Below are 26565 nucleotides of genomic sequence, written 5' to 3' on the forward strand. Positions count from 1 at the left end.
GTGGTAGCAAGGTGGGGTGATTGATAGTGACGCGTCGTTTGCTGGTGATGCGGCATGGGGTTACTGCGCACAATCGTGATCGGGTGGTGCAGGGGCATTTGGATATTCCTTTGTCTGATGAGGGGCGCGCCCAAGCCAGGCAGGCAGCAGGTTTTGTGGCGGGTTTTTCTCCTGAGTTCATTCTTTCTTCGGATCTTTCTCGTGCCGCTGAGACTGCTGAGCAGGTCGCGGCGGTTCTCGGGGTTTGTGTTGAGTTGGATCCGCGGTTGCGTGAATCTCACAGTGGTATGTGGCAGGGCAAGCGAGTTACGGAGCTGGAGCCTTGTCCGGACTGGGCCACCTTTGCTGTCTCGGATAAGCGTGGTGGTCCGACGGGGGAGTCGGTGCTTGATGTGGTGGAACGCGTTCGGCCTTTGTTGGCTGAAGTGGATGCGCGGTTATCAGCTGGGGGAGTCGGGCTTTTGGTAACTCATGGGGTGACTGCGCGCGCTTTGGTTGCCGAGCAGGTGGGGCTGGATCAAGCGGTTGCGTGGCGGATGCTCGGTGGTTTGCAGAACTGTGCTTTGGCTGAGTTGGAGGACTCTGATCGGGGATGGCGGGTACGTTCGTGGAACGTTCTCCCTAGCCAGGCTGCCGATTTGGGTTTAAACCCGGAGTATGGCTAGTATTAAAGGGTCGCCGCGGGAACGGGGCGAAAGTATTACGAATGTAGTACGGGGCTATGGCGCAGTTGGTAGCGCGCTTCCATGGCATGGAAGAGGTCTGGGGTTCGAATCCCCATAGCTCCACTTAAATAAAAAGGATTGGGCCCACCTATTAGGTGGGCCCAATCCTTTTTATTTTCTTCAGGGTGTTCTCTCCTCTCTTTCGTGATGGCTCGTGTGCTTCTGAAATGTGAGGTGTCGCCGAAATTGAGGGCACGTGGGCGTGAGTGACTTCATGCGAGTGCCTTATGACTTGGGTGTCCATAAAGCGCTAGAAGCCGTTGAATCATTGAATTTTGAGCGCCCGGCAGGGGTGTCGGCGTGTCGCTCGTGTACATGCTTAATGCGCTCCACTTCTCCCCACATGCGCATTTCGCACCCATCACCACATGGTTTGTGTTCATAAATGACCTGAGTCACATTTATTTGGATCCATGGCCCTGAACTGCGCTTTTGTTCCGATTGAAGGTGATATTCAGTGTTGTGAGGGTGGTTTTCTCTTAGGTGTAGATAGGTGGTTGCACCTAGGGGGGAGGTTGATGACAGAGGTGGCTCAGGTTGAGTGTATGTACTTGCTGACGTGCGTTTTTAGCGGCTAATTGAACCTGGATACGTTCCCTTCGCGCTGCGGGAGGAGCGAAGTGGAGTAAAGTGGAGGGCGCTGGAGGGGAAGGTCCGGCAAACCATAAGGTCCACGAAGATGCCCCATCAGAGGTGGCGTCGATCCCGCGGAGGGAAGGGGTGTTGCGAGATGTTTCTCGGTACTCACAACCCCCGTCTCGATGAAAAAGGGCGCTTGATCCTTCCCGCCAAATACCGGGAACGTCTGGCCCCCGGGCTGGTCGTGACGCGCGGACAGGAACACTGCCTCTACATCTTTCCGATGGATGAATTCGTCCGTGTGGCCGATGGTTTGCGTTCTGCTCCCATGACCAGCAAAGCCGCGCGTGATTACATGCGGGTCTTTTTGTCTGGTGCATCAGATGAAATACCGGACAAACAAGGTCGCTTCACGATTCCACCTGCGTTGCGTCAATATGCCGGACTCAACAAAGAGCTCACCGTCATTGGTGCTGGCTCTCGCCTTGAAGTCTGGGACAGCACAGCGTGGGAGGAGTATCTCGCGGCATCCGAGGAATCTTTCGCGGCTCAGGCCGAGGAGGTGGTTCCTGGCCTCTTCTGAGGTGTCGGATCTGTCCATGTCCGTTTAGCGGGAGTTTGACCACACTGCTGTGGCTTTTCGCCCGCCCGATGCTCGGGATGCTCTGCCCCCTGCCGGTCGACTTCCCTCCGCTCAGTTTTTGCTCCGACGTACTTCCCCGGCGCCGGAACAAGAATGAATCCGCAGGCCTACCCAGCTAGTTGGATTCGTCAAGAGTCAGGCCACCCAACCTGACTAAGAAGCGGTGGGGGATCCGCCGGCACGGTGCAGTCGAGCGGTCATTACCTCAACGGCACAATGCAGTTCACGTATGTGAGCAAAGTTTGTCGAAGCGGAACCTTGCTAGTGACACGCTCGTTGCATTTCGCACCGGAAGTGAATATGCGTTAACTAAGTGTGTGTAGCCACACGCTGCAGACCGACCCCGTCACCACGGCGGGACACGCCTCGAACAGACAAAGGAGGGACGATGCGTCACGAAGACCCCGCATCGCTCCACCGTCCCGTGATGCTCCATCGCGTCACCGAAATTCTTCTACCAGCCCTCACTGGTCCAGAAGCTGCCGAAGGCACACCCGTGCACGTAGACGGCACTTGTGGAATGGGCGGACACATCGAAGCCATCCTCGAGGCCTGCCCCATCGCCATCGCCATCGGCATCGACCGCGACACCGAAGCCCTCGAACTAGCAAGCTCCAGACTTGCTCGCTTCGGTGACCGGTTCCGGCCCTTCCATGCCACCTACGACGAAATCAGCGACGTCATCACCGATGCCGGTTTTTCCCACGTCAACTCCATCCTCCTGGATCTGGGAGTTTCTTCCCTTCAACTCGATGCCGATGACCGTGGCTTTGCCTACCGTGTCGATGCACCTCTAGACATGCGCATGGACCAAACAACAGGCCCTACCGCAGCCGACCTGATCAACACCCTCAGTGCAGACGAACTCACCCGCATCCTGCGCGAATACGGCGAAGAACGGTTCGCTGGACGCATCGCTCGCCGCATTGTCCAAGCCCGCGCCGACCAGCTTTTCACCACCTCAGCCAGACTCACCCAACTTATTGACCAAGCCATCCCTGCGGCATCTAGCCGCACTGGCGGACACCCAGCAAAACGCACGTTCCAAGCCCTGCGCATTGCAGTCAATGCTGAACTCGACTCTTTAGCTGGTGCCCTTCCAGAAAGCCTGCGCGTACTCAAACTTCGAGGTCGAGCAGCGGTGCTCTCGTACCACTCCCTTGAAGACAGAATGGTCAAAAGAGTTTTCACTGCTGCAGCGACCAGCTCTGCACCTCCGGGACTACCCGTCGAACTACCTGAACATGCCCCCACTCACCAACTCCTCACTCGCGGCGCTGAAGAGCCTGATAGTCAAGCCATCGCAGAGAACTCTCGAGCCGCCTCAGCACGCCTTCGCGCAGCTTGCCGAATCCGTGAAGGAAACCGCCCACAAACAGTTTCCGCACAAACAGCTTTCCCCATTCAACGCCGCTCGAAAGGACGCCACCGATGAGCCAGCAACCACTGACTTCTCGGCCTGTCCGCCGCGCTACCCCACGCCCCACCACACCCCAGCGGCCGCCTCTGCGTGTCGTCGCGCCCACCCCACGACGAGTCGGACGCATTCCCTTCATCGTCTTCTGCAGCATCCTCATGACACTGGGACTCGGTGCGCTCCTGGCTCTTAACCTCTCCCTCGTCGCAGGAGCCTACGAACTCCACGACGTCACCGAGCAAGTAGAAGCACTACGCGCACAAGAATCTGAACTCATCGAAAAAGTTGCCCTCCGATCCACCCCCTCGGAACTGGCAACCCGAGCCAAAGAACTCGGCATGGTCACTGGCGGGACCCCTGCCTACCTCAAACTCAAAGATGGATCTGTCGTCGGTAACCCAACACCCGCCCCTTCTGGAGCACCCAACCGTCAAATACCCCCACCCCCAAACTCCTCACCCACAAGCGACAACAGCCCTAACCCCAACCCCAATACCGCAGAACCCAGCCAAACACCTGGCACGCAAAACAGTGGCAATGACCCCAGCACAATTCCTGAGGCCAATACCTCCGACGTTGCCCCAACGCCGCTGACCAATGACGCACCAACCAACACACAATGAGGTGAGGACGTGAGCAACGGACCCAGCAACAAAAAGCCGCCACGCCGCACCCCTCGCCCCACCACGCCCCAGGGCAAACGCAAGCACCCGCATCGCCCAGCAAATCCCAATCAGAACCGAAAAAACCAAACAAAGAAACCCAGCGCACCCCCGAGCCCCACTAAACCCACCGCGCCCTCACCAGCGGGCCCGGATACACCCCAAAACACCAATCCAGCACGTCCTCCACAAGGACCAGGCGAAACAACAAAAGCCACTAAAAAACGCACAGCTGGTGACCCCAGACGCCGCAGCAGAGCCATGTTCATCGCTCTGCTCTTCATCTTCACTGTTTTCGCTGCCCAACTAGTGCGGCTCCAAGCCATCGACGCTGAAACCATCGCTCAACAAGCCCAAAGGCTCCGTTCTCGACCCACCCCAATCCCCGCCAAACGCGGCACCATCCAAGACCGCTACGGAGCACCCCTAGCTGAATCCAGCGAACGCTTCGACATCGTCGTTGACCAAGTTGCCGTAGCCGAATACACCAAAAAAGATCCCAATACGAAAAAAAGCACCAAAGTTGGTGCTGCCGGTGCCGCAGCGGACCTAGCCCCCATCCTTGGCATTGACGAAAAACAACTCGCCACCAGCATGACCGGACGAAAACCATGGGTACCCATCGCCCGATCCGTGGTTCCCACTACCTGGCTCAAAGTCCAAGGCCTCAAAATCCCCGGCATCACTAACGAACTTGTTCCCATCCGCTATTACCCCGGTGGAGAGCCCGCAGCCGCCACCGTCGGATGGGTCGGATCTGATGGCACTGCCAAAGGAAACACCGGTGGCGGACTCGAGTACCTCTACAACCAAGCCCTCACCGGCCGTCCAGGAAAAATCGTTCGCGAATACTCTCTCGATAACCGCGTCATCCCCATGGGCAACTCAAAAATCACCCCGGCCGTACCCGGCGAAGTCATTCGCACCACTATTGATAACGACCTCAACTGGTTTGCCCACGACGCCATCGCCAAACAAGTACAAGACCTCGGAGCCGAAGCCGGAGTCATCGTCATCATGGATAAACAAGGACGACTACTCGCCGTCACCCAAGCGCCCTCCTTCGACCCAGCAGACCGCGGTCGCAACAACTCAGACTTCTCCAACATGGCTTTCCAAGGCGCCTTCGAACCTGGGTCAGTCACCAAAATCATCACTGCCGGAGCAGCTCTCGACCTTGGACTCACTACTCCCACCACCCAGTGGGAAATCCCCAACCGTTACACCGTCGACGGCCAAGAATTCCGTGACTCACACGACCACCCCACCGAACACCTCACCACAGCAGGTGTTCTCGCTAAATCCAGCAACATCGGCACCGTCAAACTTGCTCAGCTCTATCCCCGCGAAAAACTCGCCGAGTATATGCAACGTTTCGGACTAGGTGAACGCACTGCTGTCGGATTCCCCGGCGAATCTGCCGGCTACCTCGGGGACCCCAGCACGTGGGACGGTCGAAGCCGCTACACCATTTCCTTCGGTCAAGCCTTCACCGCTACCCCAGTGCAAGTCACCGGAATCATGCAAACCATCGCTAACAAGGGAATCCATATTCCTCCCTCCCTCATTGCTGGCCGCACTGACGTCGAAGGTCAATACCACCCCCAACCACTGCCACAACAGACTCAAGCGGTTTCTAAAGAGACCGCCAGCCAGCTTGGTTCCATGCTCCAATCCGTCGTTTCTAACGAAGGAACCGCGCTACAAGCGGCTGTCCCAGGCTTCAACATCGCAGGAAAAACTGGAACCTCTAACCGCTACACAGGTAAAGGAGGATACGTCTCCTCATTTGTCGGATACGCACCCGCCGACGATCCGCAATTCGTCATGGGTGTTTTTCTCGTCAACCCGAAAAAAGACATCTACGGCGGTTCCACCTCAGGCCCAGTTTTCTCCTCAGTCATGTCACATGCCCTCCAGAAATACGGAATCGCTCCCAGCGGCGCCAAAATCGCTGAATTCCCGCTTACCTTCAATCCCTCCCAGGCGACTCCTACTCCACAAAGCGCACCCGCCGGCGATAACAAACCTCAAGCAGTGCCGCCCGACACCCCAGAAACAAAAACTGGACTCCAGCCACCTGCCGTGTCACCTACGGACAACACCTCCACGGCCAGACGCAGGTAGTGTCCTGCACGTGGTGATCACAGTGAACCGGCCAGAACACGTATCAGGCACATCGATCGCGCAGATCGTCGATCTCATCCGGGGTACCGGCGTCGACGTCAAATTACGCGGTGCAATAACCGAAACCGATAAACTCCTTACCGGAGCCACCCTTGATAGCCGCGAAGTGCAACCCGGTGACCTCTACGCTGCGCTTCCTGGAGCCAATGTGCATGGGGCCCAGTTCGCACAGGCAGCAGTGGCATCGGGTGCTCAAGCAATCCTTACCGACCCCCACGGTGCCGAACTAAGTGCTAACTGCAACACCACGCTCATTGTGGTTCCGGATCCACGAGCCGTTCTAGGTGCAGTATCAGCAGCTATTTATAACAACCCCACCGCTCACCTAGGCATGGTCGGTATTACCGGAACTAACGGCAAAACCACTACTGCCTACCTTGTCGAATCTGCATGGAGGGCGCTCGGTCGCACCACCGGACTCATCGGCACCATCGAAACCCGTATTGCAGGTAGCGTCCTGCGCAGCTCACACACCACGCCTGAATCCCCCAAACTCCAGGGTGTTTTGACACTCATGCGAGAGCACGAAGTCAGTCACTGCGTGATGGAAGTAAGCAGCCACGCCCTGTCACTGCACCGCGCTGACGCTATCCGCTTCGACACCGCAGTTTTCACAAACCTCTCTCAAGATCACCTCGACTTCCACGAGTCCATGGAGGACTACTTCCAAGCCAAAGCCAGCCTCTTTACCCCTGAGCACGCTGCGACGGGAGTCATCTGCATCGATGACGCTTGGGGACGTCGCCTCGCCCAGCAATCGACCATTCCCACCATCACACTTGCCACCCCGTCTTTCAGCGACAGCACCCGCGCGACAACTGACCAAACATCACCAGCTGCTGAAGACACGCCAACCCCGGACTGGCGCCTAGTCACTACTGGAGACAAAGCAGATACCGCATTCGAACTTGTTCGTGAAGGTACTCACGCCGGTCCAGGAAGACTTCGGCTCAACAGTGCGCTGCCTGGTGAGCACAACCGCGTCAACACAGCACTTGCTGCACTTGTCTTGCTCGCTTCAGGGCTTCCCGTCAACGAGATCGAACGAGCCATGGGGGCCCGACCTCGTGTTCCTGGACGTATGGAGAATGTTCCTCTTCGCACATCGACATTGAGCAGTACAGAGAATGCGCTCGCCCCAGAGGCTTATGTTGACTTCGCGCATACGCCCGACGCCATTACTGCCACTCTTACTGCCCTGCGCGCTCGAGCCGACCAGCGGGGAGGTAACCTCGTTGCAGTCATTGGGGCAGGTGGCGACCGCGATGCGGGGAAACGCCCGCTTATGGGAGCCGCTGCTGCAGCCCTGGCTGATGTTGTTGTCGTCACCGATGACAATCCACGTTGCGAAGACCCAGCTCTTATCCGATCTGCCGTCACCGCGGGCACTCATAATGCTTCGCACACCACTGTGCTGGAACAAGCAGGTCGTGCAGAAGGAATCGCAGCTGCAATCAGGCACCTCGAACCTCAAGGAATCCTTGCAGTGCTTGGCAAGGGCCACGAAAGCACCCAAACAATCGGGACGGAAACCATTCCTTTCGATGACCGCGAAGCCATTGCGGCAGCGTGGGCCTCACATCTGGGATCGGATCAGGAGGATCGATGATTCCACTTACTTTAGGCAAGATCGCTTGCATCACTTCAGGACGTCTGAGCTCTCCTGAAGCAGCTGACATCCTCGTGAAGGGGGCGGTAGTCACCGATTCGCGCGCTGCTGAGGAAGGGTCGCTTTACATTGCTCGAATTGGTGAGCATGCAGATGGACATGCCTATGCAGCTTCTGCTGCAGACAATGGTGCTGTGGCTGCTCTAGTCACCACGCCTATCGAGGATCTTCCCTACGTTCAGGTTGACGACGTCCAGGATGCATTTGCAGCGCTGGCCTCTTTTCTCATCGAAACACAAGAGGCAACAGGTGAACTCACCGTAATCGGCGTCACTGGCTCAAGCGGAAAAACCACAACGAAAGATCTCATTGCGCATGTTCTGAGCTTCCAGGCAAACACAGTTGCCAACGTCGGTTCTTTAAATTCTGAAGTCGGTGTCCCGCTGACTGTGTGTCGGATTACGCCGCAAACCCGATACCTTGTGCTTGAAATGGGAGCTCGCGGTATTGGCCATGTCAACTACCTCACTACCATGACGCACCCAAGCGTGGGCGTGGTCCTTAATGTGGGAAGCGCGCACATTGGTGAATTTGGATCTCGTGAAGCCATTGCACGCGCAAAATCTGAACTGCCTATGTCTTTGCCTAAGGGCGGGCTTGCCGTTCTGAACGCCGATGACGAGCTCGTCAGTGCGATGTCAGTAGCTGACCAAGCCAGCACTATTCATTTTGGCACGAGTGAAGGCAGCGATATCCGTGCGTCACACATCGTCGTCGGTGAGGATGGGTGCCCATCCTTCACACTGACTATCGATGAGGAGTCCATCCACGTTGACTTAGGCCTCATGGGGGACCATCAAGTTTGGAATGCTCTCGCCGCTGCTGCCGTTGCTACGTGGGCCGGGATGGACTTAAGCGAACTGAAGACAGCGTTGGAAACAGCTCGTCCAGCAAGCCGGTATCGCATGGAGCGTCATGATCGGCCCGATGGGGTCACCGTGATCAATGATGCTTACAACGCCAACCCTGAATCCATGTCTTCGGCCATCCGAACCCTTTCGGTAATGGCGGGACAGGGCGAAACACGCCGTCGCACATATGCCGTTTTGGGTGCAATGTTCGAGCTTGGTGATGAAGAAGAAGCTGAGCATCGAGCGGTCGGTCAATTGGCGGCTAGTTTGGGTATTGATGAAATCGTGGCGGTGGGTGAACGCCCTGGCGTCGAGGCTTATGTTGATGGTGCCAATAGCGAGATTCTGCCTGGTTCGCCGAATTTGCATATTCAGCACGTCGCTACTGTGGAAGCGGCACTTGAGAAGCTCGAGAGCATGCTCCAAAACGGAGATTTAGTTCTCGTCAAGTCGTCCCATGGTGCAGGTTTGTGGCGCCTTGGTGAGGATTTGGTGCGAGGGGGAGGAAACGCGTGAGACTCATCATTGTTGCAGCCGGGACAGCGCTCCTGGTTGCGTTGTTCGCCACCCCATGGTTCATCAAATTCTTAGTGAAAAAGCATTACGGCCAGTTTATTCGAGATGATGGCCCTACAAGTCACCACACCAAGCGCGGAACGCCCACGATGGGCGGTGTAGTCATTATTGTGGCCACTGTTTTTGGATATTTAATTGCCCATATTGTCACGATGCATCCGGTTTCTTCCAGCGGATTAGCAGTTTTGTTTCTCGTCGTTGGTATGGGGACAGTTGGTTTTCTTGACGATTACATTAAAATCAGTAAGGCGCGAAGTCTTGGTTTACGGGCATGGCAAAAACTCGTAGGTCAAACTTTGGTTGCCTCTGTTTTCGGTGCAGTCGTTATCATGTTTCCGAATGCAAATGGTATAACTCCCGGATCGACGGCCATATCTTTTGTTCGTGATACCGAATTCGACTTTCGTGAGCTGGGTGTCGGTGCCGCGATCGGCATCGTGCTTTACCTCATATGGGTGAACTTGATGGTTGCGGGAACTACGAATGCGGTGAACCTCACCGATGGTCTCGATGGGTTAGCTACAGGGGCTACAGCAGCAGTAGCCGCTTCTTACCTGCTCATTGGGCTGTGGCAGTTCAATCAGAACTGTTGGATGCCTGCACCATCGCCTAAGTGCTACCCCACCCCTGATCCGCTTGATCTAGCGATTGTCGCTGCTGCGCTTCTTGGTGCCTGTGTTGGTTTCTTGTGGTGGAATGCTTCTCCAGCTCGGATCTTTATGGGTGACACGGGATCTCTGGCTCTTGGTGGTGCTGTTGTGGGGCTTGCTATTACCTCACGCACACAGTTGTTGTCGGTCATTCTTTGTGGTCTGTTTGTGATCATCACTATGTCAGTGATTATCCAAGTTGCTTCTTTTAAGCTTCGTAAGAAGCGTGTTTTCCGCATGGCGCCTTTGCAACACCATTTTGAGCTTTTGGGTTGGGCTGAGGTAACTATCGTCATTCGGTTCTGGATTATTGCTTGCTTGTTCTGCGGTTTGGGTGTGGCTGCTTTCTACGCAGAATGGATGACCGGAGGGACGGTGTGAGCGTGACAGAAGGTATGAGCGGTTCATCGATCGAGAAAACAGTCCAAGCGTGTGAAAGCGGCGGATTTGTCACTACTTCGGTGGTGGGACTGGATCCTCGTCCTGGCCTTACTCACCGCGATGCGAATTGGGCTGGGCTGCGAGTACTCGTTGCGGGGCTAGGGGTCAGTGGATTTGCTGCTGCAGATGCGCTACTGGAGCGAGGAGCGCGCGTAACGGTGGTGGATGGTGCCCAGGCTCCTGCGGAGAGTGTTTTGGCTGAGAAAGCCAAAATTTTGCAGATCTTGGGTGCTGTAACCTTATTGGGTCAGGAAGGCCAGGCTGCGATTGGGGCACCGGAAACAGTCTCTGAGATTGATTTGGTTGTCACCTCGCCCGGGTGGAGGCCGGATAATTCCCTCCTTGTTCGTGCTGCCCAGGCAGGCGTGCCGATTTGGGGAGAAGTGGAGCTGGCTTGGCGTATGCGGCCAGCGGAGAACCCTGCGCCATGGTTATGCGTCACTGGAACTAATGGAAAAACCACGGCTGTCACAATGGTTGCTTCTATTCTCTCTGCCGCGGGATTGAGATCGGTCGCGGCAGGGAACGTGGGAACGCCTCTTCTTGAAGCGGTTTTGCATCCAGATCCGTATCAAGTGATAGCGGTGGAGCTGTCGAGTTTTCAACTGCATTGGCAGCGTTCGATTTCTCCTGCTGCATCGGTTTGTTTGAACGTTGCGCCTGATCATGTCGATTGGCACGGGTCGATGGAGGCCTACGCGGCAGATAAGGGAAGAATTTACGAAAACACGCAGATCGCGTGCATTTACAACGGGGCGGACCCTGTCACAGAGCAGCTCGTTCGAGATGCGGATGTTATCGAGGGGTGCCGAGCAGTGGGGTTCACCCTAGGTATGCCTGGGCTATCGATGTTGGGCGTAGTCGAGGATGTGTTGGCTGATCGAGCTTTTGTCGAGGACCGAGCTAATTCGGCAGCTGAAATCGGAACTTTGACTGATCTGTCGCGGGGATCGCTGCCGCCAGCGCCACATTTTGTTGCTAACGCATTGGCTGCAGCAGCTTTAACTCGGGCGATTGGTGTTCCTGCTTCAGTTGTGCAGGCTGGTCTGCGCAAGTATGAAGTAGAGAAACATCGCATCGCGGAGGTTGCAGTCGTTGATGGAGTTACGTTCATTGATGACAGTAAGGCAACAAATCCGCATGCGGCTGCTGCGTCTTTGGGGTCTTTTGCGAGTGTGGTGTGGGTTGCAGGTGGATTGCTTAAAGGCGCTGACGTCGATGAGCTGGTGCGGACCAGAGCTGATCGGTTGCGAGGTGTGGTTTTGCTGGGGCGTGACCGAGCGATTCTGGCGGACGCATTGGAACGCTATGCGCCCTGCGTTCCCGTGATTGATGTGGGTGACGAGGCGGCTCCGGAAAGTTCGGAGCTGATTATGGAACGCATTGTTCGTGAAGCCTCGGCTTTAGCGCAGCAAGGGGATGTTGTCTTGTTGGCCCCTGCGGCGGCATCAATGGATATGTTCCTTAATTACGGTGCTCGCGGGGATGCTTTTGCTGAGGCTGTTAGACGTTTCGCTGGTGACACGTGTGCCGGGGAGTCTGAGTAGCCATGAGTAAACAGCTGCGTGACCGAGAACGAGTCATCGGTGAGCGAGAGCGTGAGAGGCCGTCATTGTGGGATCGACTGGAATCTCCGCTGTCGACGTATTACTTGTTGCTCACGGCGACTGGCATGCTTCTCATCATCGGTTTGGTGATGGTTTTGTCGGCAAGTTCTGTCACGCAGCTGAATAACAATAAATCTCCCTTTAATCTTTTTTTCCGCCAAGGTGTTTTCGCTGTGGTGGGAGTAGGGGCAGCATGTGTGACAGCACGATTGCCTGTGCGCTTTTGGAAACGTATTGGATTGCCCCTTCTTTTTGTTTCTGTTTGTTTGCAGATGCTGGTCTTTACGCCACTGGGCCATACGGTAAACGGGAACCGGAACTGGGTTAGTATTGCTGGAGTTCAGTTACAGCCGTCTGAAATTGGCAAAGTTGCTCTCATCTTGTTTTCTGCTGCAGTTTTAGCGAAAAAGAAAAAACTGCTGGGCGACTGGCGCCATGTGGTTATTCCAGTCTTTATGCCGGCCGCTTTTGTTGTGGTTGGTTTAGTGTTGCTTGGTCGTGATTTGGGTACAGCGCTAGTTTTACTTGCCGTGCTGGCTGGAATTCTGTGGGTTCTCGGTATTTCGTGGAAGTTTTTTGCGATTTCGGCAGGAGTTGGTGCTGTCGGAGTTCTGGCTTTGGTGGTTGGGTCGAGTAACCGAACTGAACGTATTAATGCTTGGCTGAGTTGCACGAACGTTTTGCAGTGCTGGCAGTCGAGGCACGGGCAGTTTGCGCTGGCTGACGGAGGGTTGTCAGGTCTTGGGTTGGGTGGGTCTCGGGAGAAATGGCTATGGCTCCCAGAGCCGCATAATGATTTTATTTTCGCGATTGTAGGAGAAGAGCTAGGAATTGCTGGCACATTAATGATTCTTCTCCTCTTTGGTGCTTTGGCGTTGGGGTGCTATCGCTTGATTCGTCACAGTGATGACATGTTTGTTCGATTGGTGACGGCTGGTGTTATGAGCTGGATTTTGGTGCAAGCTGTCATCAATATTGGTTCAGTAATCGGGTTATTGCCGATTATTGGTGTCCCTCTTCCTTTAGTGAGTTATGGCGGTTCTGCCTTGGTCGCTACTTTGGGCGCGTTGGGGATTCTTATTTCTTTTGCAAGGAATGAGCCAGCCGCTCGTCGGGCATTGCAGGCACGTCCTCGCGTGCTTATTCGTACTCTTGCGGCTGTTCCGCGCAGACATGGAGGTCCTCGTCGATGAATATGGGTAGTGAGTCAGTAAAGATGCCAGCTTCGGTTCTATTAGCTGGGGGTGGCTCGGCGGGACATGTGTCGCCTTTGTTGGCGACGGCGGATGCGTTGCGGCGACGTGACCCACACGTGCGAATTACGGCTTTGGGTACGCGTGAAGGGTTGGAGGCGCGTTTAGTTCCTGCGCGTGGCTATGATTTGGCTTTTGTTCCCAAGGTTGCTTTTCCACGGCGTCCTAATCGCGCGGCTTTGAAATTTCCAGGGAAGCTAGTGGAAGAAATTCGTGCCGCCGATCGGGCAATCCTTGATACGGAAGCTGAGGTTGTGGTGGGATTCGGTGGCTACGTGTCTACCCCTGCATACTTGGCGGCTAAACGCCGGGGCGTGCCGATTGTTGTTCACGAAGGTAATGCGCGGCCAGGGCTAGCGAATAAAGCTGGTTCGCGGATGACGGAGTTCGTGGCGACTACGTTCAGCTCAACGAGTCTTCCAAATGCTCGGTATATCGGGATGCCAATGCGGGCAGAAATTACACGGTTGGATCGTGCTGCGTTGCGGGATGAGGCTTTGGCTCATTTTGGCTTGCGCGGGGATGCGCCGGTGCTTTTGGTGACGGGTGGGTCATTAGGAGCCAAGCGGTTGAATGATGCTTTCTCTGCTTCTGTGCGGGATCTGCAGGAGGCGGGAGTACAGGTGTTGCATTTGGCTGGTGGCGGTAAGGGGTTTGAGCCTGATCTGCGGGTGGATGGGCCGGCTTATCGAGTTCTTGAGTATGCAGATCGTATCGAGCTAGCTTATGCGGCAGCGGATCTGGTTGTTTGCCGTTCAGGTGCGAATACGGTTTGTGAGTTGACGGCGGTGGGGTTGCCTGCCATTTTCGTTCCTTTGCCGATTGGAAATGGGGAGCAAAGAATCAACGCTGATGACGTGGTTGCCGTTGGTGGGGCTTTGCTGGTTGATGATGCTCAAGTCTGTCGTGAATGGGTTACCGGGACAGTTATTCCTTTGATGCGTGACCGTGAGCGGCTCTCTTTGATGGCTGATGCATCGGCGCGTGTAGGGGTCCGCACGGCTGATGATCAGCTGGTGGACATGATTATTGCTGCTGGAGCGAAGGGTGCTGTTCGATGAGGCCGACGCGTTTTGATGTCACGGGTGAAGTTTTGCCGGTTGCTGAGTTGGGGCGTACCCATGTGCTGGCTGTGGGTGGCGCGGGGATGTCTGCGGTGGCGCGCCTGCTGTGTGCAGCGGGTTTGTCGGTGAGCGGATCTGATGCCAAAGATTCTGCGATTCTCGATGGTTTGCGTCAGGCAGGTGTTGACGTACATGTCGGGCATGATGTTGCTCACCTGGAAGGTGTTGAAACGGTAGTGGTTTCCTCTGCTATTCGTGACGACAACGTGGAGCTGGTGGCGGCTCGTGAGCGTGGTTTGCGTGTCTTGCATCGCTCGATGGCGTTGGCGAGTGTGACGAAGGACGTTCGCCGCGTTGCGATTGCAGGTGCGAATGGGAAAACCACGACTACAGCGATGACTGCAACGTTGTTGCGTGATGCAGGTGTGGACCCCTCTTTCGCCGTTGGCGGTGATTTGGTGGCGACGGGGTCAAATGCAGAGCTGGGCGCTGGTGATGTTTTTGTTGTGGAGGCTGATGAGTCGGATGGGTCGTTCCTCGCTTATCGGCCTGACGTGGCGGTGGTGACGAATGTGCAGCCGGACCATCTGGATTTTTACGGCACGTTTGAGGCGGTTCAGGATGCATATCTGGAATTCGTGATGTCGATGCGTCCGGGGGGACTGCTGGTTACGTGTGCTGATGATGAAGGCGCTTTGCGCCTGGCCGAGCGAGCCGGTCTGGCCGGTATTCGGGTGGTCACGTACGGGCAGTCTGCCGATGCTGACGTCCGTGTTGAAGCAGTCGAGTTTGTGGGCATGATGAGTCGGGCGCGTGTGCGTATGCCTGATGGGGGAGCGTTTGCGCTTGAACTGCCGTTGCCGGGTTTGCACAACGTGTTAGATGCGGTGGCCGCATTGACGGCCGCCACAGTAGGGCTTGGAGTGTCGCCTGAGGCCGGGGTGGCCGGATTGGCCGGTTATGGAGGTGTGCGGCGGCGCTTTGAAATTAAGGGTTCGTCGGGGGATGTCACAGTTATTGATGACTATGCGCATAACCCCGGCAAAGTTCGAGCTTTGGTGCAGACAGCGCGCGAATTGGTGGGTTCTGGGCGGCTGGTTGTGCTTTTTCAGCCGCATTTGTATTCGCGTACTAGAGATTTTGCTGAGCAGTTTGCTCAGGGGCTGGCCCCTGCTGATGAAGTGTTTGTTTTGGATGTTTATGGGGCTCGGGAAGAGCCGATGCCGGGGGTGAGTGGGTGTTTAATTACAGAGCATCTTTCTGCTTTGCCAGGGCGGCGAGGAGTGCACTTCGTGGCGTGTTTGTCTGATGCGGCGTCGGTTGTGGCGGATCATGTGCGGGAAGGTGATGTGGTTTTGACTGTGGGTGCTGGTGATGTGACCACGGTTGGTCCTGCGTTGCTGACGTGTTTAGCTGACCGTTCTGTGTGAGGTGGTGTGGTGCGTTCTCGATCACGGGCTAAGGACGCGGGGGCGCGAGGATCCGGGCAGGCGGCGGCGAAGCCGAAGGTGACTCCGCATAAACGTTTTGTGCAGCGGGCGCGTCGTGTGCGGTTGCGGGTGTGGCGTCTTGTGGCCTGGCTTTTGCTTGTGGCGGGGGTTGCTGGGGGTGTTTATTGGCTGTTGACGCAAAGTGACTGGTTTCGTGTGGATCAGGTGACTATTGGAGGGGCATCGGCGCATCGGGAGACGATTATTCGGGACCGGACGCAGTCTCTTTTGGGTCAACCTCTGGTTGAGGTTGACCTTGTGGAGGCGCGTGATGCAGTGGATCAGGTGCATTTGTTCTCTGCTGTGAGGGTGCGGCGTGCCTGGCCAAATGGAGTGCATGTGGAGGTTTCCGAGCGGACGCCGGTGGCTGCTGCTGCTTTGCCTTCGGGAGCATATCGATTGATTGATAAAGCTGGAGTTGGGTATGAGAGTGTGCCTGCGCCTCCCGCTGGTGTTCTTCCAGTCAAAATTGCTAATCCGCGTGACTCTAGGTCGCTTGCCACTGCCGCTGCGGTGGGAACTTCTATGCCTGCTGGTTTGGTTGCCAGGGTGAAGAACTTCGAGGTAGATGATAGTGCGCGTGGCTCATTTGAACTCTCTGGGGTTCGAGTGATGTGGGGTGACTCTTCAGAGGGGCGCGTCAAGGCTGCTGTATTGGAGCCGCTGATGCGGCGGGGAAAGATCTCAACCTTGGATTTGTCGGCTCCGTTGAGTCCTGTAACGACGCGGTGATAAGGATCGTTTCTTCCGCGAGTTCCCTACGGATCAACTGGAGGTCGAGACATCCCGGCGTGTTAGGAATGCGTAGACAAGGCGTATAACTCACGTAGGATGGTGTGGAGGTCAAGAGCGACCGCTCGAGAACTCAGACGGTCCGTCTGTCAAGATGTATTGCATCTGAAACCCGTTGATGTCGTGGATAGGTCTTCCTGAAGTGGCAGCATCGTTGTCAGAAGAGGGATCGCCCCGGGGAGTCGACCGGTATGGGAATCAGGCGATCGGGAATACCTCCTCAACATTGACTTGAAGTCGAGGGTTTTACTGAAGGTGAAATCACTCGCCACATCGTTAACATCTCCGTCTCGAAAGGCCCCCCAGTGGCAGCTCCACAGAACTACCTGGCCGTCATCAAGGTCGTCGGTATCGGCGGGGGCGGTGTCAATGCGGTCAACCGGATGATCGAGGTCGGCCTCAAGGGTGTCGAGTTCATTGCGATCAACACTGACGCGCAGGCGCTGCTCATGAGTGACGCCGACTTGAAGCTGGATGTCGGTCGTGAACTTACTCGTGGCTTGGGCGCTGGCGCCGACCCTGAGGTCGGTAAGAAAGCGGCTGAGGATCATGCCGAGGAGATCGAAGAGGCGCTTCGTGGCGCCGATATGGTCTTCGTTACCGCCGGTGAGGGTGGCGGTACCGGTACCGGTGGCGCGCCCGTTGTCGCGCGAATCGCTAAAGGCTTGGGTGCGTTGACCATTGGTGTGGTCACGCGTCCATTCACGTTTGAAGGCCGCCGTCGAGCCAACCAGGCTGAGTCGGGTATTGGTGCTCTTCGTGAAGAAGTTGACACGCTCATCGTTATTCCTAATGACCGTTTACTGTCTATTAGTGACCGCGCGGTTTCCATGCTTGATGCGTTCCGCAGCGCAGACCAGGTGTTGCTTTCCGGTGTGCAGGGCATCACCGATCTCATCACCACGCCTGGTCTGATTAACCTTGACTTCGCTGATGTGAAGTCTGTTATGCAAGGTGCTGGCAGTGCTCTTATGGGTATTGGGTCGGCACGTGGTGATGATCGTGCAGTGCAAGCTGCTGAGCTTGCTATTTCCAGTCCGTTGCTGGAGGCAAGCATTGATGGTGCACATGGTGTGCTGTTGTCTATTCAGGGTGGCAGTGATCTTGGATTGTTTGAGATCAATGAGGCTGCTCGTTTGGTGCAGGAAGCAGCTCACCCCGAAGCGAACATTATCTTCGGTGCGGTCATTGATGATGCTCTTGGTGACGAGGTGCGGGTGACGGTTATTGCGGCGGGTTTTGATGGGGGGACTCCCCAGCCCCGCCGTGAGCAGCAGTCGCAGGGGTCTTCTGCACAGCAGGGGCAGCAGGCTCCTCCGCGTTCTGCGCCGCGTCCTGCTCAGCAGGTGGCTCCGCAGGCGGAACGACCTATGGTGCCCAGTCAGCCGCAGGCGGCCGCGGCTTCTGCTGGACGTCCGGGGCAGGTTCAGCCTCAGCCGATCAGTCCGCGTCCTGCCCCTGCGCAGCCGGAGGCTGAGCAGGAAGCTCCTGCTGAAACGCATCGTGAGGCAGTGCGTCCTCCACGAACGGTTACGTTCGATGAGGGTGATGATCTGGATGTTCCAGATTTCCTTAAGTGATGTAGTTCATTGACCGCGAAGAAGCGCTCCCTCGAGGGAGCGCTTCTTCGCATATTTCGAGGGTGATGTTGTGTTGTATGCGTGTGGAGTTCTTCCGATGGATCATCGCCTCGGTGATGATGAGCATCGAGTTGCGTGGGGGTTCACAGATGCGGGAGGGCATTTACCGGAGTCTGGTCTGGAGGGGCCGGCATATGGTGAGTTCAACGTGGGGGGGCATGTTGGTGATGACCTGGCGCGTGTGATGGCTAATCGTGTAGCCCTGGCACGTGAGATGGGGGCGGGGCCTGGTGGGGTGGTGTTCATGAATCAAGTGCATGGAAATGATGTTGCGGTGGTAGATGGGCCGTGGGGACAGAGGCCTGTCGCAGATGTAGATGCGTTGGTGACAACGCGTCCGGGGCTGGGATTGGGGGTTTTGGTGGCGGACTGTGTACCGGTTGTTTTCGCTGATGTGCGTGCTGGTGTGGTGGGTGTTGCGCATGCTGGGCGTCGAGGCATGTTGTCTGGTGTGGCTACGCGTACGGTGACAGTGATGCGTGAATTGGGTGCGGAGCGGGTTGTGGCTTGGATTGGTCCCTCGATTTGTGGTGAGTGTTATGAGGTGCCTGTTGAGTTGGCGAGGGAGGCTGAGTTGGTTCGTCCGGGGGTGCGGTCGCGGACTCGTTGGGGTAGCGCGGGTATTGATGTGGTTGCCGGGGTGGAGATGGAGTTGAGGGCGGCTGAGGTCGAGGTGAATCGGATTTCAGGGTGCACGCTGGAGGATAGTTCTTTGTACTCGTTTCGGAGGCATAAGGTGACTGGGCGTTTTGCTGGGGTTGTGGTGCTTGATCCGGCAGTATGAAGGGCTGTTGTGAGTAAGGCGGGTGCTATGGGTGAGGGGTTAGAGGGCACATTGGTGGAGCGTGAGTGTGAGTTGCGCAGGAACCTTGAGATGGTGCGTGGGCGGATTGAGTCTGCGTGCGTGCGTTCTGGTCGTTCTGTTGATTCTGTGCAGCTTGTTGTGGTGACGAAGTTTTTTCCTGCGACTGATGTGGCGGCGCTGGTTAGGTGTGGTGTGACTGACGTGGGGGAGAGTCGTGATCAGGAGGCTGTGGCCAAAGTTGGCGAAGTTGCCCGTTTGTGTGGTGAGATATCCCTGCCTCGTTGGCATTTCGTTGGTCAGGTGCAGTCGAAGAAAGCAGTTTCGATTGCGCGCTACGCGGATGTCGTGCAGTCAGTGGATCGGCCTAAGCTTGTGACGGCTTTGGCTGGTGCTGCGAGTCGAGCGGGGCGAAGGCTTGATGTGCTGCTGCAGGTGGACCTGCGTTCGTCTGAGGCGATCTCTGAAGATCCCGGGCGGGGTGGTGTTCCCCCAGCTGAGCTTGCTCGGTTGGCTGACTTTGTAATGCAGCACAAGGATTTGCGACTACGAGGCCTGATGAGCGTCGCTCCAAGAAACGTTGAACCCGCCGCCGCATTCGCGGAACTGTTCTGTGCGCGTGAGCGTTTCTTGTGTAATCACCCCAGTGCCACTTGGCTTTCCGCGGGGATGAGCGGCGATTTTGAAGAGGCTATCCAAGCGGGGGCCACGCATGTGCGTGTCGGTAGCGCAATCCTGGGGTCCCGGTCTACGTACGGGTAGTTTGAGGCGAAATCACGCATCGGGCTCCCCGGTGTGCCGCTGATTGATGTGAAAGTCAGTGGGGGGTGGTTGTTGGCCGGAGACTCGGTCCATTAAACGTGAAGTGGAATTCAATGAGGAGCGAGCGATGGCAGGTGCCCTGCACAAGGCAATGGTGTACCTGGGTCTGACCGATGAGGTCGACCGTTATGACGAGGAGTACGCCAACGGATACCGTCGTGCCACAGATGGCGCAGCGGATGGTCGCGATCACCGGTCTAGGGGGCATCATGCTGCGTCCGCTGTGTCGGATCGGGAAGCTCAGGGGGATGAGTGGGGGGCTTCGCAAGCAGATGCTCCTACTCCTATCCGTCGTTCGGCGCCGGTGTCGTCGGCTGCGGCGGTTGCCCAGGAGGATGTGCATGATAGTGAGGAATATCACGCTGAAGTGGCGCAGTTTCCGCGTCGGGTTCCTGTTTCAGAGGTAGTTGACGATGTGGAGGTCATGGGCGTGCATCGCATTACCACCATTCACCCTCGTACGTATAACGAGGCTAAGAAGGTGGGAGAGGCGTTCCGTGATGGGACGCCGGTGATCATGAATCTGTCGGATCTGGATGACGCGGATGCTAAGCGTTTGGTGGATTTTGCGGCGGGTTTGGTGTTTGGGTTGGCTGGGTCGATTGAGCGGGTGACGAACAAGGTGTTTCTTTTGTCGCCTTCTGATGTGGAGGTGACGACCACGTCTGAAGTCGAGGACGGTGGTGCACATGCCGGAGTGTTTGATCAGCACTAAGCGCCGCGGTCGGTTCTATGTGGGTCCGGTTGTGTGCATGTGTTGTATGCGTTGAATTGATGAGGTCGGTCCTTTGAAGTGGGGGCCGACCTCACCTGTGTGCGTGGCGTTTTCGTGGGTGTGAAGTGGTTGTGGGTATTGGGCTGTTGTGGGTGCCCAATAAGAGTTGGTGTGGCGTTAGTGGAGCGAGGGTTTGGCCCTCGGGAGAGCTAGGGATACTTAGGTTATGCAGGGATTTTTTGCTCTTGTGGCGTGGTTGCTGAACCTCTATATGTTCGTGTTGATTGCCCGGCTGGTCATTGACTGGATTCAGCTCTTGGCGCGTGATTGGCGGCCTAAGGGTGTGATTCTTATGCTTTGTGAGGGGGTCTACACGATGACGGATCCGCCTCTGAAAGCCTTGCGGAAAGCTATTCCTCCGCTGCGTTTGGGGGCTGTTGCATTGGATCTGTCGTTCCTCGTACTCATTCTCATGATTTCCTTGCTGGTAGGCTTTTTTCAACAGCTCAGTTGAAATGTGCTCGTCTACACGTTGATCGTTTCCGTGTTTTCGGGTCGGCCGTCCTGGTCAGATCAGTTCTCGTCGTGCAGAATCGTCGGGTCTGGTCGGGTCCGTGTTCGTGCCTGACCAGCGGTCCAGCGATTTGTCGTGGTGTCGAGTGTTCGGGGGCTCGGCTATGGTTGCCGATCATCTGGGCACACGCTTCCGCCAATGCAAAGGGGACGGTTGATGGCTCTCACGCCAGAAGACATTCTCAACAAAAACTTCACAGCCACTCAGTTCCGTCGTGGGTACGACGAGCAGGAGGTCGATGACTTCCTCGACGAGATCGTTGCGGAGTTCCGTCGACTCAACGCTGAGAACGCGGACTTGCGGCGGCGTGCTGAGACCGGTGGTGGCGGCGCCACCGATGGTCGCATTGACCCTGCACAGCTCGAGGCCGAGGTGGCCGAGCGTATCGCTGCGGTGAAGCGGCGTGCCGAAGAGCAGGTTGCTGCGGTTGAGCGTGAGGCAGAGAAGAGGATCGCCGCGGCTCGTGAGGAGGCAGCTGCTCAGGCGAGTGCAGCTCCGCCTGCGCCGAGTCCTGTGGCTGAGTCTGGCTCTACTGATGCTGCCGGTGTTATTGCCCTGGCTCAGCGAGTGCACGATGAGTACGTTGCGCAGGGTAAAGCCGAGCACGAGCGCTTGGTGAATGAGGCGACGGTTACTCGCGACAAGATGATGAGCGAGGTTCGGGTTCAGCGGGATTCCATGCTTGCTGATGCCACCACTAAGCGTGACACGTTGCTGCGAGAAGCTCAGCAGCGGCATGACGACTTGGTCCGTACTGGTCAGCAGAAACATGCGGACTTGGTTTCCTCCGCGCAGGAGCAGCATGATCGGTTGACGGGCGAGGCCCAGGCCACGCATACGCGTTTGCTTGGTGAGGCGCGTAGTGAAGCTGATCAGCTTGTTGGTGAGGCGCAGCGCCGTCGTCAGGAAATTTTGGCGGCTCTGGAGGGAGAGAAATCTTCTCTGGAGGCTGCTATCAGTGGCTTGCGTTCTTTTGAGTCTGAGTACCGTACGCGCCTGCGTTCGTACCTGGAGAAGCAGCTGGGCGCTCTTGAGTCGCAGGCTCCTATGGCACCTGCTGGTCTTGGTGACGCCTGACTGTAGAAGGAAGTCAGCGAGGACGCTCCGCCTTGGTGTGCCGGGTGGGGCGTCCGCACGTCTTCGTCGATGATTAGTTGTGGTGGGGTGGTTGGGGCACCATTCTTGGTGTGATGCTCTGGAAAAAAATCGATTCGCGTGCTGCCTATGGAGCTGCACGGCTGATGCCAGGTGTTCTTGTGCTGCTCATTGGCGCGGTCGTGTTTGTCTTGGATCAGTGGTCGAAGTGTGTGGCTTTGCGCACGTTGGAGGAAGGGCCAGTCGCCGTTATTGGGGATTGGGTTCGTTTTCGTTTGGTTTTTAATCCGGGTGCTGCGTTTTCTGTGGGCGAATCTATTACTCCTGTGTTCACGGTTTTTCAGGCTGTGGTTGGGTTGGCAGTGTTCGTGGCTGCCTGGCGTTTGAGGTCTATGTGGTGGGCTGTGACGTTAGGGCTTGTTTTTGGTGGTGCGACTGGAAATCTTTTTGATCGGCTGTGGCGGCCACCTTCGTTTGGTTATGGGCATGTCGTTGACTTCATCTCGGTCGGGTCGTTTCCAGTTTTTAACGTTGCTGATTCGGCGATCACTGTGGCTGCGGTGATGATTTTTGTGGCAGCTGTGGCTGGTTGGGAGGCGTTTTCGGTGGCGGCACCTCAGGAGGGGGATATGAAGTTTGGTGAGGCGATAAGTGGGCAGGAACGCGAATGAGTGAAGTGAGACGGTTTCCGGTTCCGGAGGGTCTTAGCGGCGAGCGTGTGGATGCTGTGTTGGCCAGGCTGTTTGGTTTGTCGCGTTCCAAGGGCAGCAAATTAATTGAAGCTGGCGATGTGCTCGTTGATGATGTGGTGGTTTCTAAGGGGGACAGGGTTTCAGCGGGCGCAATTTTGGAAGTGTCATTGCCGGGGCCAGAGTTGCCTTCTGGTTTAGAGGTTAAGGCTGAGCCTGTGCCGGGTATGCGTATCGTGCACGACGATTCGGACATTGTAGTGGTCGATAAGCCAGTGGGTGTGGCTGCGCATCCCAGTGTGGGGTGGTCTGGTCCGACTGTTGTGGGTGGGTTGCGTGCAGCTGGTTATCGGATCTCTACTTCGGGGGCTCCTGAGCGCCAGGGCATTGTGTCGCGTCTTGATGTAGGGACGAGCGGCTTGATGGTTGTTGCGAAGAGTGAACATGCCTATTCGGTACTCAAGCAGGCTTTCCGTGACCGTACTGTTGACAAGACTTATCACGCTGTTGTGCAGGGGCTGCCTGATCCGATTGTCGGTACCATCGATGCTCCGATCGGAAGGCATCCCGGGCATGATTTCAAGTTTGCTGTCATGCGTTCTGGTAAGCCGAGTGTGACGCATTATGAAGTGCTTGAGGCTTTTCGTGAGGCTTCTCTCATTGAGGTTCATCTAGAGACTGGTCGCACACACCAAATTCGTGTGCATTTTGCAGCGACAGGGCGTCCGTGTGTGGGGGATCCCTTGTATGGAGCTGATCCGAAGCTGGCAGCTCGTCTAGGTTTGATACGCCAATGGCTGCATGCAATGAAACTTGGTTTTATCCATCCGGATTCTGGGCGGTACGTGGAATTCACCAGCTCTTATCCCGCGGATCTTGCCGATGCAGTAGATCTTTTGCGTGCAGGATGAGCTGCTAGCTTCCGCACACGTACGCCACCTGGGTAACTGTCGAGGACTGCTTCGAGGTAGCGTCAGGGTTTAGTTGTACGTGCATCTGCTTGTGTGAGGTGCACGGCGGCGTACCCTTAAGCAACCTTGAAGAAAGTGATCGAGCAATGACTGCAGATCGCGTGGTCTTGATGGCACCGATGACTGGTGCTGTTGTGCCCTTGGAGGAGGTCCCCGACCCAGTCTTCGCGAAGAGGATGGTCGGGGATGGATTCTCCATCTATCCGATGAGTTCGGAGCTGTGTGCGCCTGTAGATGGTGAGGTGATTGATCTTCATCCTTCTAAGCATGCGGTGACTATTCGGACAGGTGAAGGTCTCGAAGTGCTGATGCACATCGGACTTGAGACCGTGCGTCTTGATGGAGAGGGTTTCGAAGCCCTGGTCGAGACTGGACAGGTTGTTCGAGTTGGTGAACCGTTGGTGCGCTTCGATTTGGCAGTGGTCTCTGAGAAAGCAACTAGCACCTTGACCGAGGTGGTTATCACCAATGGCGAGTTGGTCAGTGGTGTTGAGGTCGTTGGTGGACTAGTGACTGTCGGGGAGGACGCTGTCGCTCGAGTCACGCTTGTGCCTGGGGCGCAGCTTTCTGCTCAGGTGGAATCTGCCTTTGAGGGGGACTTTGTTGTTTCCGAAGAGCTGATCATTCCGAACCCAACGGGTATGCACGCGCGTCCGGCTGCCACTTTGGTGACGTTGGCTAAAGAGCTTGGTGGCGAGTCTGAGCTGCGCTATGCGGGAAAATCTGCAAATGCGACGAGCATCACTAGTGTGCTGGCTCTTGGATTGACTCGGGGTTCTGCTGTGCAGGTGGCTGCGCGTGGCGATAACGCGCAGAAGACGGTGGAGCGTTTGGCTGCGGCAATTCTCAGCGGTCTTGGCGACGATATTGGTCCGGATGCGGGGTCTAGTGCCGCTGTGGCTGCGAGTGATTCTTCTGTCGATTCTTGGTCGGGGCCACGGTCAGGGGATCCGAATCTGCTTCTTGGTGTTGCGGCCTCAACAGGATTGGCGATTGGGCATGTTCGGCAGTTGCATGTTGATATTGCTGACTTTGCCGAAGACGCATCTGATCCTGCTGAAGAGTTGCGAGTGCTCGATGCGGCCATTGAGCGGGCGCGTGAGCAGATTGTGGCGTTGAGTGAGCGCGTTGCTAGCGACGATGAGAAAGCAGCGATTTTCGCCGCGCATAGTGAGATCATCGCTGACCCCGAGTTGCGGACGGGTGCTGTTGCACAGATTAATGCCGGTAGAAGTGCGCCATTTGCTTGGCAGCAGTCGTTTATGGCGCAGGCGGCACAGTTGGCTGCGCTCCGTGATGAGGTTTTGTCTGGGCGGGCGACAGATATTCGTGATGTTGGTCGGCGAGTGCTTGCTGAGCTGACAGGCAATTCCGGCGAGGTGATGGAGTTTGAGGAGGGAACCATCCTTGTTGCTGAGGAACTCACTCCGTCTGACACTGCAGCCCTTGATCGCAGCAAGGTTGTTGGGTTTGCTACTACCGCTGGTGGAGCCTCGAGCCACGTAGCGATTATTGCCCGCAGCATGGGGATTCCTGCGGTGGCTGGTATTGAGCGCGCAGCGCTGGAAGTGCCTGACGGAACGCGGGTTATTCTCGATGGCGCAGCTGGTACTTTGCGTATGGGGGCTGATGATGCCGAGATCGCGCGTATTGAAGAACGTCAGGCAGCATTGGCTGCTAAGCACGAGGCAGACCTATCTCACGCGCATGAGAGTGCGGTGACGACGGATGGATACTCCATTGAGGTTGTAGCCAACATTGGCAACGTTGAGGATGCATGTTCGGCGATGAAATATGGCGCCGAGGGTGTTGGCTTGTTGCGGAGTGAGTTTATTTTCTTGGGGCGTTCGTCTGCTCCAAGCGAAGATGAGCAGACGAGTATTTATCGCGAGATTTCTCGTTCGCTGCATCCCGGGCAGCCGTTGGTGATTCGCACGCTTGATGTTGGTGGGGATAAGCCATTGCCCTACCTACCTATTGAGCGTGAAGAAAATCCCTTCCTCGGTGTTCGGGGGGTGCGTGTGGGATTGGAGCGACCGGAGGTGTTGCGCACTCAGGCCAGGGCAATTCTCCGCGCCGCAGATGGTGGCACGAATTTGCAGGTCATGTTTCCGATGATCGCTACTCTTGAAGAATTCCGTGCCGCCAAGGCGATCTTTGATGCTGAGGCTGTTTCCCTTGGTGTAGCGCGCGTGCCGTTGGGAATCATGGTTGAGGTTCCTTCTGTGGCTGTGATGGCTTCACAATTCGCAAAAGAAGTCGATTTCTTTAGTGTCGGCACTAATGATTTGACGAGTTATACGCTTGCGATGGATCGCGGGCATCCTAAGCTGGCCAGTCAGGTGGATCCGTGCAATCCGGCGGTACTGCAACTGATTGGTCGAGCAGCGAAAGCTGCACATTCTGAAGGAAAGTGGCTGGGAGTTTGCGGCGGAATAGCGTCTGATCCTCAAGCCGTTCCTTTCCTTATTGGGCTTGGCGTGGATGAGCTTTCGTGCTCGATTCCTGCTATCCCGGAGATTAAAGCCGCAGTACGTGCGGTTTCATTTGAAGACTGTCGTGTGTTGGCCGACAAAGCCCTTGAAGCTGGCACTGCGACTGAGGTGAGAGCCCTCAATCCCCTTGATGGTCAGTCCACGTCGGCCTGACCC

General features: G+C 56.4%; 22 protein-coding genes and 1 tRNA gene. All 23 read left to right on the forward strand.

From position 1 onward, the window contains the following. Positions 1–26 precede the first annotated feature (26 nt). Positions 27–665 carry a histidine phosphatase family protein gene (locus DXZ77_RS02370; RefSeq protein WP_258553083.1) on the forward strand — a complete coding sequence of 213 codons (639 nt, stop codon included), beginning with the start codon at positions 27–29 and terminating at the stop codon, positions 663–665. A gap of 50 nt (positions 666–715) precedes the next feature. After that, a tRNA-Ala gene (locus DXZ77_RS02375) sits at positions 716–788 on the forward strand. A gap of 667 nt (positions 789–1455) precedes the next feature. Then, a complete protein-coding gene (gene mraZ / locus DXZ77_RS02380; protein WP_115029642.1) occupies positions 1456–1887 on the forward strand; it encodes a division/cell wall cluster transcriptional repressor MraZ in 432 nt (143 codons plus the stop codon). A 448-nt stretch (positions 1888–2335) separates the two neighbouring features. Beyond that, a complete protein-coding gene (gene rsmH, locus DXZ77_RS02385) occupies positions 2336–3382 on the forward strand; it encodes a 16S rRNA (cytosine(1402)-N(4))-methyltransferase RsmH (RefSeq protein WP_115029644.1) in 1047 nt (348 codons plus the stop codon). Beyond that, a complete protein-coding gene (gene ftsL / locus DXZ77_RS02390) occupies positions 3379–3987 on the forward strand; it encodes a cell division protein FtsL (RefSeq protein ID WP_115029646.1) in 609 nt (202 codons plus the stop codon). Before rsmH ends, ftsL begins: the two co-directional genes overlap by 4 nt. Before the next feature lie 9 nt (positions 3988–3996). After that, positions 3997–6153: a peptidoglycan D,D-transpeptidase FtsI family protein gene (locus tag DXZ77_RS02395; RefSeq protein WP_115029648.1), complete on the forward strand. Its 2157-nt coding sequence runs from the start codon at positions 3997–3999 to the stop codon at positions 6151–6153. Between the two features lie 10 nt (positions 6154–6163). Further along, the gene (locus DXZ77_RS02400) at positions 6164–7822 is read left to right on the forward strand and encodes a UDP-N-acetylmuramoyl-L-alanyl-D-glutamate--2,6-diaminopimelate ligase (RefSeq protein WP_181816160.1); all 1659 of its coding nucleotides are present in this window, start codon (positions 6164–6166) and stop codon (positions 7820–7822) included. Further along, positions 7819–9249 (forward strand): UDP-N-acetylmuramoyl-tripeptide--D-alanyl-D-alanine ligase, encoded by a 1431-nt coding sequence (locus DXZ77_RS02405; protein ID WP_115029652.1) that lies wholly within the window; start codon positions 7819–7821, stop codon positions 9247–9249. The genes DXZ77_RS02400 and DXZ77_RS02405 overlap by 4 nt, the downstream gene beginning before the upstream one ends. After that, positions 9246–10340, forward strand: coding sequence for a phospho-N-acetylmuramoyl-pentapeptide-transferase (mraY, locus tag DXZ77_RS02410; protein WP_115029654.1), 1095 nt, complete (start codon positions 9246–9248; stop codon positions 10338–10340). The genes DXZ77_RS02405 and mraY overlap by 4 nt, the downstream gene beginning before the upstream one ends. Before the next feature lie 14 nt (positions 10341–10354). Further along, a complete protein-coding gene (gene murD, locus DXZ77_RS02415) occupies positions 10355–11947 on the forward strand; it encodes a UDP-N-acetylmuramoyl-L-alanine--D-glutamate ligase (RefSeq protein ID WP_115032431.1) in 1593 nt (530 codons plus the stop codon). A 125-nt stretch (positions 11948–12072) separates the two neighbouring features. Continuing rightward, complete coding sequence (gene ftsW / locus DXZ77_RS02420) at positions 12073–13200, forward strand: putative lipid II flippase FtsW (RefSeq protein WP_371667025.1); 1128 nt, start codon at positions 12073–12075, stop codon at positions 13198–13200. After that, a complete protein-coding gene (murG, locus tag DXZ77_RS02425; RefSeq protein ID WP_258553084.1) occupies positions 13197–14321 on the forward strand; it encodes an undecaprenyldiphospho-muramoylpentapeptide beta-N-acetylglucosaminyltransferase in 1125 nt (374 codons plus the stop codon). Before ftsW ends, murG begins: the two co-directional genes overlap by 4 nt. Continuing rightward, complete coding sequence (murC, locus tag DXZ77_RS02430; RefSeq protein WP_115029657.1) at positions 14318–15754, forward strand: UDP-N-acetylmuramate--L-alanine ligase; 1437 nt, start codon at positions 14318–14320, stop codon at positions 15752–15754. Before murG ends, murC begins: the two co-directional genes overlap by 4 nt. Positions 15755–15763: 9 nt before the next feature. Then, positions 15764–16546, forward strand: coding sequence for a cell division protein FtsQ/DivIB (locus tag DXZ77_RS02435; RefSeq protein ID WP_181815998.1), 783 nt, complete (start codon positions 15764–15766; stop codon positions 16544–16546). 365 nt (positions 16547–16911) lie between these two features. Next, positions 16912–18186 carry a cell division protein FtsZ gene (gene ftsZ, locus DXZ77_RS02440; RefSeq protein WP_115029661.1) on the forward strand — a complete coding sequence of 425 codons (1275 nt, stop codon included), beginning with the start codon at positions 16912–16914 and terminating at the stop codon, positions 18184–18186. A gap of 97 nt (positions 18187–18283) precedes the next feature. Further along, complete coding sequence (locus DXZ77_RS02445; protein ID WP_115029664.1) at positions 18284–19030, forward strand: purine nucleoside phosphorylase YfiH/LACC1 family protein; 747 nt, start codon at positions 18284–18286, stop codon at positions 19028–19030. A 9-nt stretch (positions 19031–19039) separates the two neighbouring features. Then, positions 19040–19810 (forward strand): YggS family pyridoxal phosphate-dependent enzyme, encoded by a 771-nt coding sequence (locus DXZ77_RS02450; RefSeq protein WP_258553085.1) that lies wholly within the window; start codon positions 19040–19042, stop codon positions 19808–19810. A gap of 127 nt (positions 19811–19937) precedes the next feature. Continuing rightward, a complete protein-coding gene (locus tag DXZ77_RS02455) occupies positions 19938–20585 on the forward strand; it encodes a cell division protein SepF (protein WP_181815999.1) in 648 nt (215 codons plus the stop codon). A 226-nt stretch (positions 20586–20811) separates the two neighbouring features. Further along, positions 20812–21099, forward strand: coding sequence for a YggT family protein (locus DXZ77_RS02460; RefSeq protein ID WP_115029666.1), 288 nt, complete (start codon positions 20812–20814; stop codon positions 21097–21099). A 216-nt stretch (positions 21100–21315) separates the two neighbouring features. Then, positions 21316–22236, forward strand: coding sequence for a DivIVA domain-containing protein (locus DXZ77_RS02465; RefSeq protein ID WP_028326920.1), 921 nt, complete (start codon positions 21316–21318; stop codon positions 22234–22236). Between the two features lie 113 nt (positions 22237–22349). Further along, on the forward strand, positions 22350–22925 hold the full coding sequence (gene lspA, locus DXZ77_RS02470) for a signal peptidase II (protein ID WP_115029668.1): 576 nt from the start codon (positions 22350–22352) through the stop codon (positions 22923–22925). Beyond that, positions 22922–23854 (forward strand): RluA family pseudouridine synthase, encoded by a 933-nt coding sequence (locus DXZ77_RS02475; RefSeq protein WP_115029670.1) that lies wholly within the window; start codon positions 22922–22924, stop codon positions 23852–23854. Before lspA ends, DXZ77_RS02475 begins: the two co-directional genes overlap by 4 nt. Positions 23855–24000: 146 nt before the next feature. Beyond that, entirely contained in the window at positions 24001–26562 is a 2562-nt protein-coding gene (gene ptsP / locus DXZ77_RS02480) for a phosphoenolpyruvate--protein phosphotransferase (protein ID WP_115029672.1), read from the forward strand. Positions 26563–26565 lie beyond the last annotated feature (3 nt).

Source organism: Dermatophilus congolensis, assembly GCF_900447215.1.
GTDB classification, from domain to species: domain Bacteria; phylum Actinomycetota; class Actinomycetes; order Actinomycetales; family Dermatophilaceae; genus Dermatophilus; species Dermatophilus congolensis_A.

Excerpts from the sequence above, each read along its gene's own strand:
- mraZ (WP_115029642.1), top strand. The coding sequence starts at position 1,456 with ATGTTTCTCGGTACTCACAACCCCCGTCTCGATGAAAAAGGGCGCTTG.
- rsmH (WP_115029644.1), top strand. The coding sequence starts at position 2,336 with ATGCGTCACGAAGACCCCGCATCGCTCCACCGTCCCGTGATGCTCCAT.
- ftsL (WP_115029646.1), top strand. The coding sequence starts at position 3,379 with ATGAGCCAGCAACCACTGACTTCTCGGCCTGTCCGCCGCGCTACCCCA.
- DXZ77_RS02405 (WP_115029652.1), top strand. The coding sequence starts at position 7,819 with ATGATTCCACTTACTTTAGGCAAGATCGCTTGCATCACTTCAGGACGT.
- murD (WP_115032431.1), top strand. The coding sequence starts at position 10,355 with ATGAGCGGTTCATCGATCGAGAAAACAGTCCAAGCGTGTGAAAGCGGC.
- ftsW (WP_371667025.1), top strand. The coding sequence starts at position 12,073 with ATGCTTCTCATCATCGGTTTGGTGATGGTTTTGTCGGCAAGTTCTGTC.
- murG (WP_258553084.1), top strand. The coding sequence starts at position 13,197 with ATGAATATGGGTAGTGAGTCAGTAAAGATGCCAGCTTCGGTTCTATTA.
- murC (WP_115029657.1), top strand. The coding sequence starts at position 14,318 with ATGAGGCCGACGCGTTTTGATGTCACGGGTGAAGTTTTGCCGGTTGCT.
- DXZ77_RS02445 (WP_115029664.1), top strand. The coding sequence starts at position 18,284 with ATGGATCATCGCCTCGGTGATGATGAGCATCGAGTTGCGTGGGGGTTC.
- DXZ77_RS02455 (WP_181815999.1), top strand. The coding sequence starts at position 19,938 with ATGGCAGGTGCCCTGCACAAGGCAATGGTGTACCTGGGTCTGACCGAT.
- DXZ77_RS02460 (WP_115029666.1), top strand. The coding sequence starts at position 20,812 with ATGCAGGGATTTTTTGCTCTTGTGGCGTGGTTGCTGAACCTCTATATG.
- DXZ77_RS02465 (WP_028326920.1), top strand. The coding sequence starts at position 21,316 with ATGGCTCTCACGCCAGAAGACATTCTCAACAAAAACTTCACAGCCACT.
- lspA (WP_115029668.1), top strand. The coding sequence starts at position 22,350 with ATGCTCTGGAAAAAAATCGATTCGCGTGCTGCCTATGGAGCTGCACGG.
- DXZ77_RS02475 (WP_115029670.1), top strand. The coding sequence starts at position 22,922 with ATGAGTGAAGTGAGACGGTTTCCGGTTCCGGAGGGTCTTAGCGGCGAG.
- ptsP (WP_115029672.1), top strand. The coding sequence starts at position 24,001 with ATGACTGCAGATCGCGTGGTCTTGATGGCACCGATGACTGGTGCTGTT.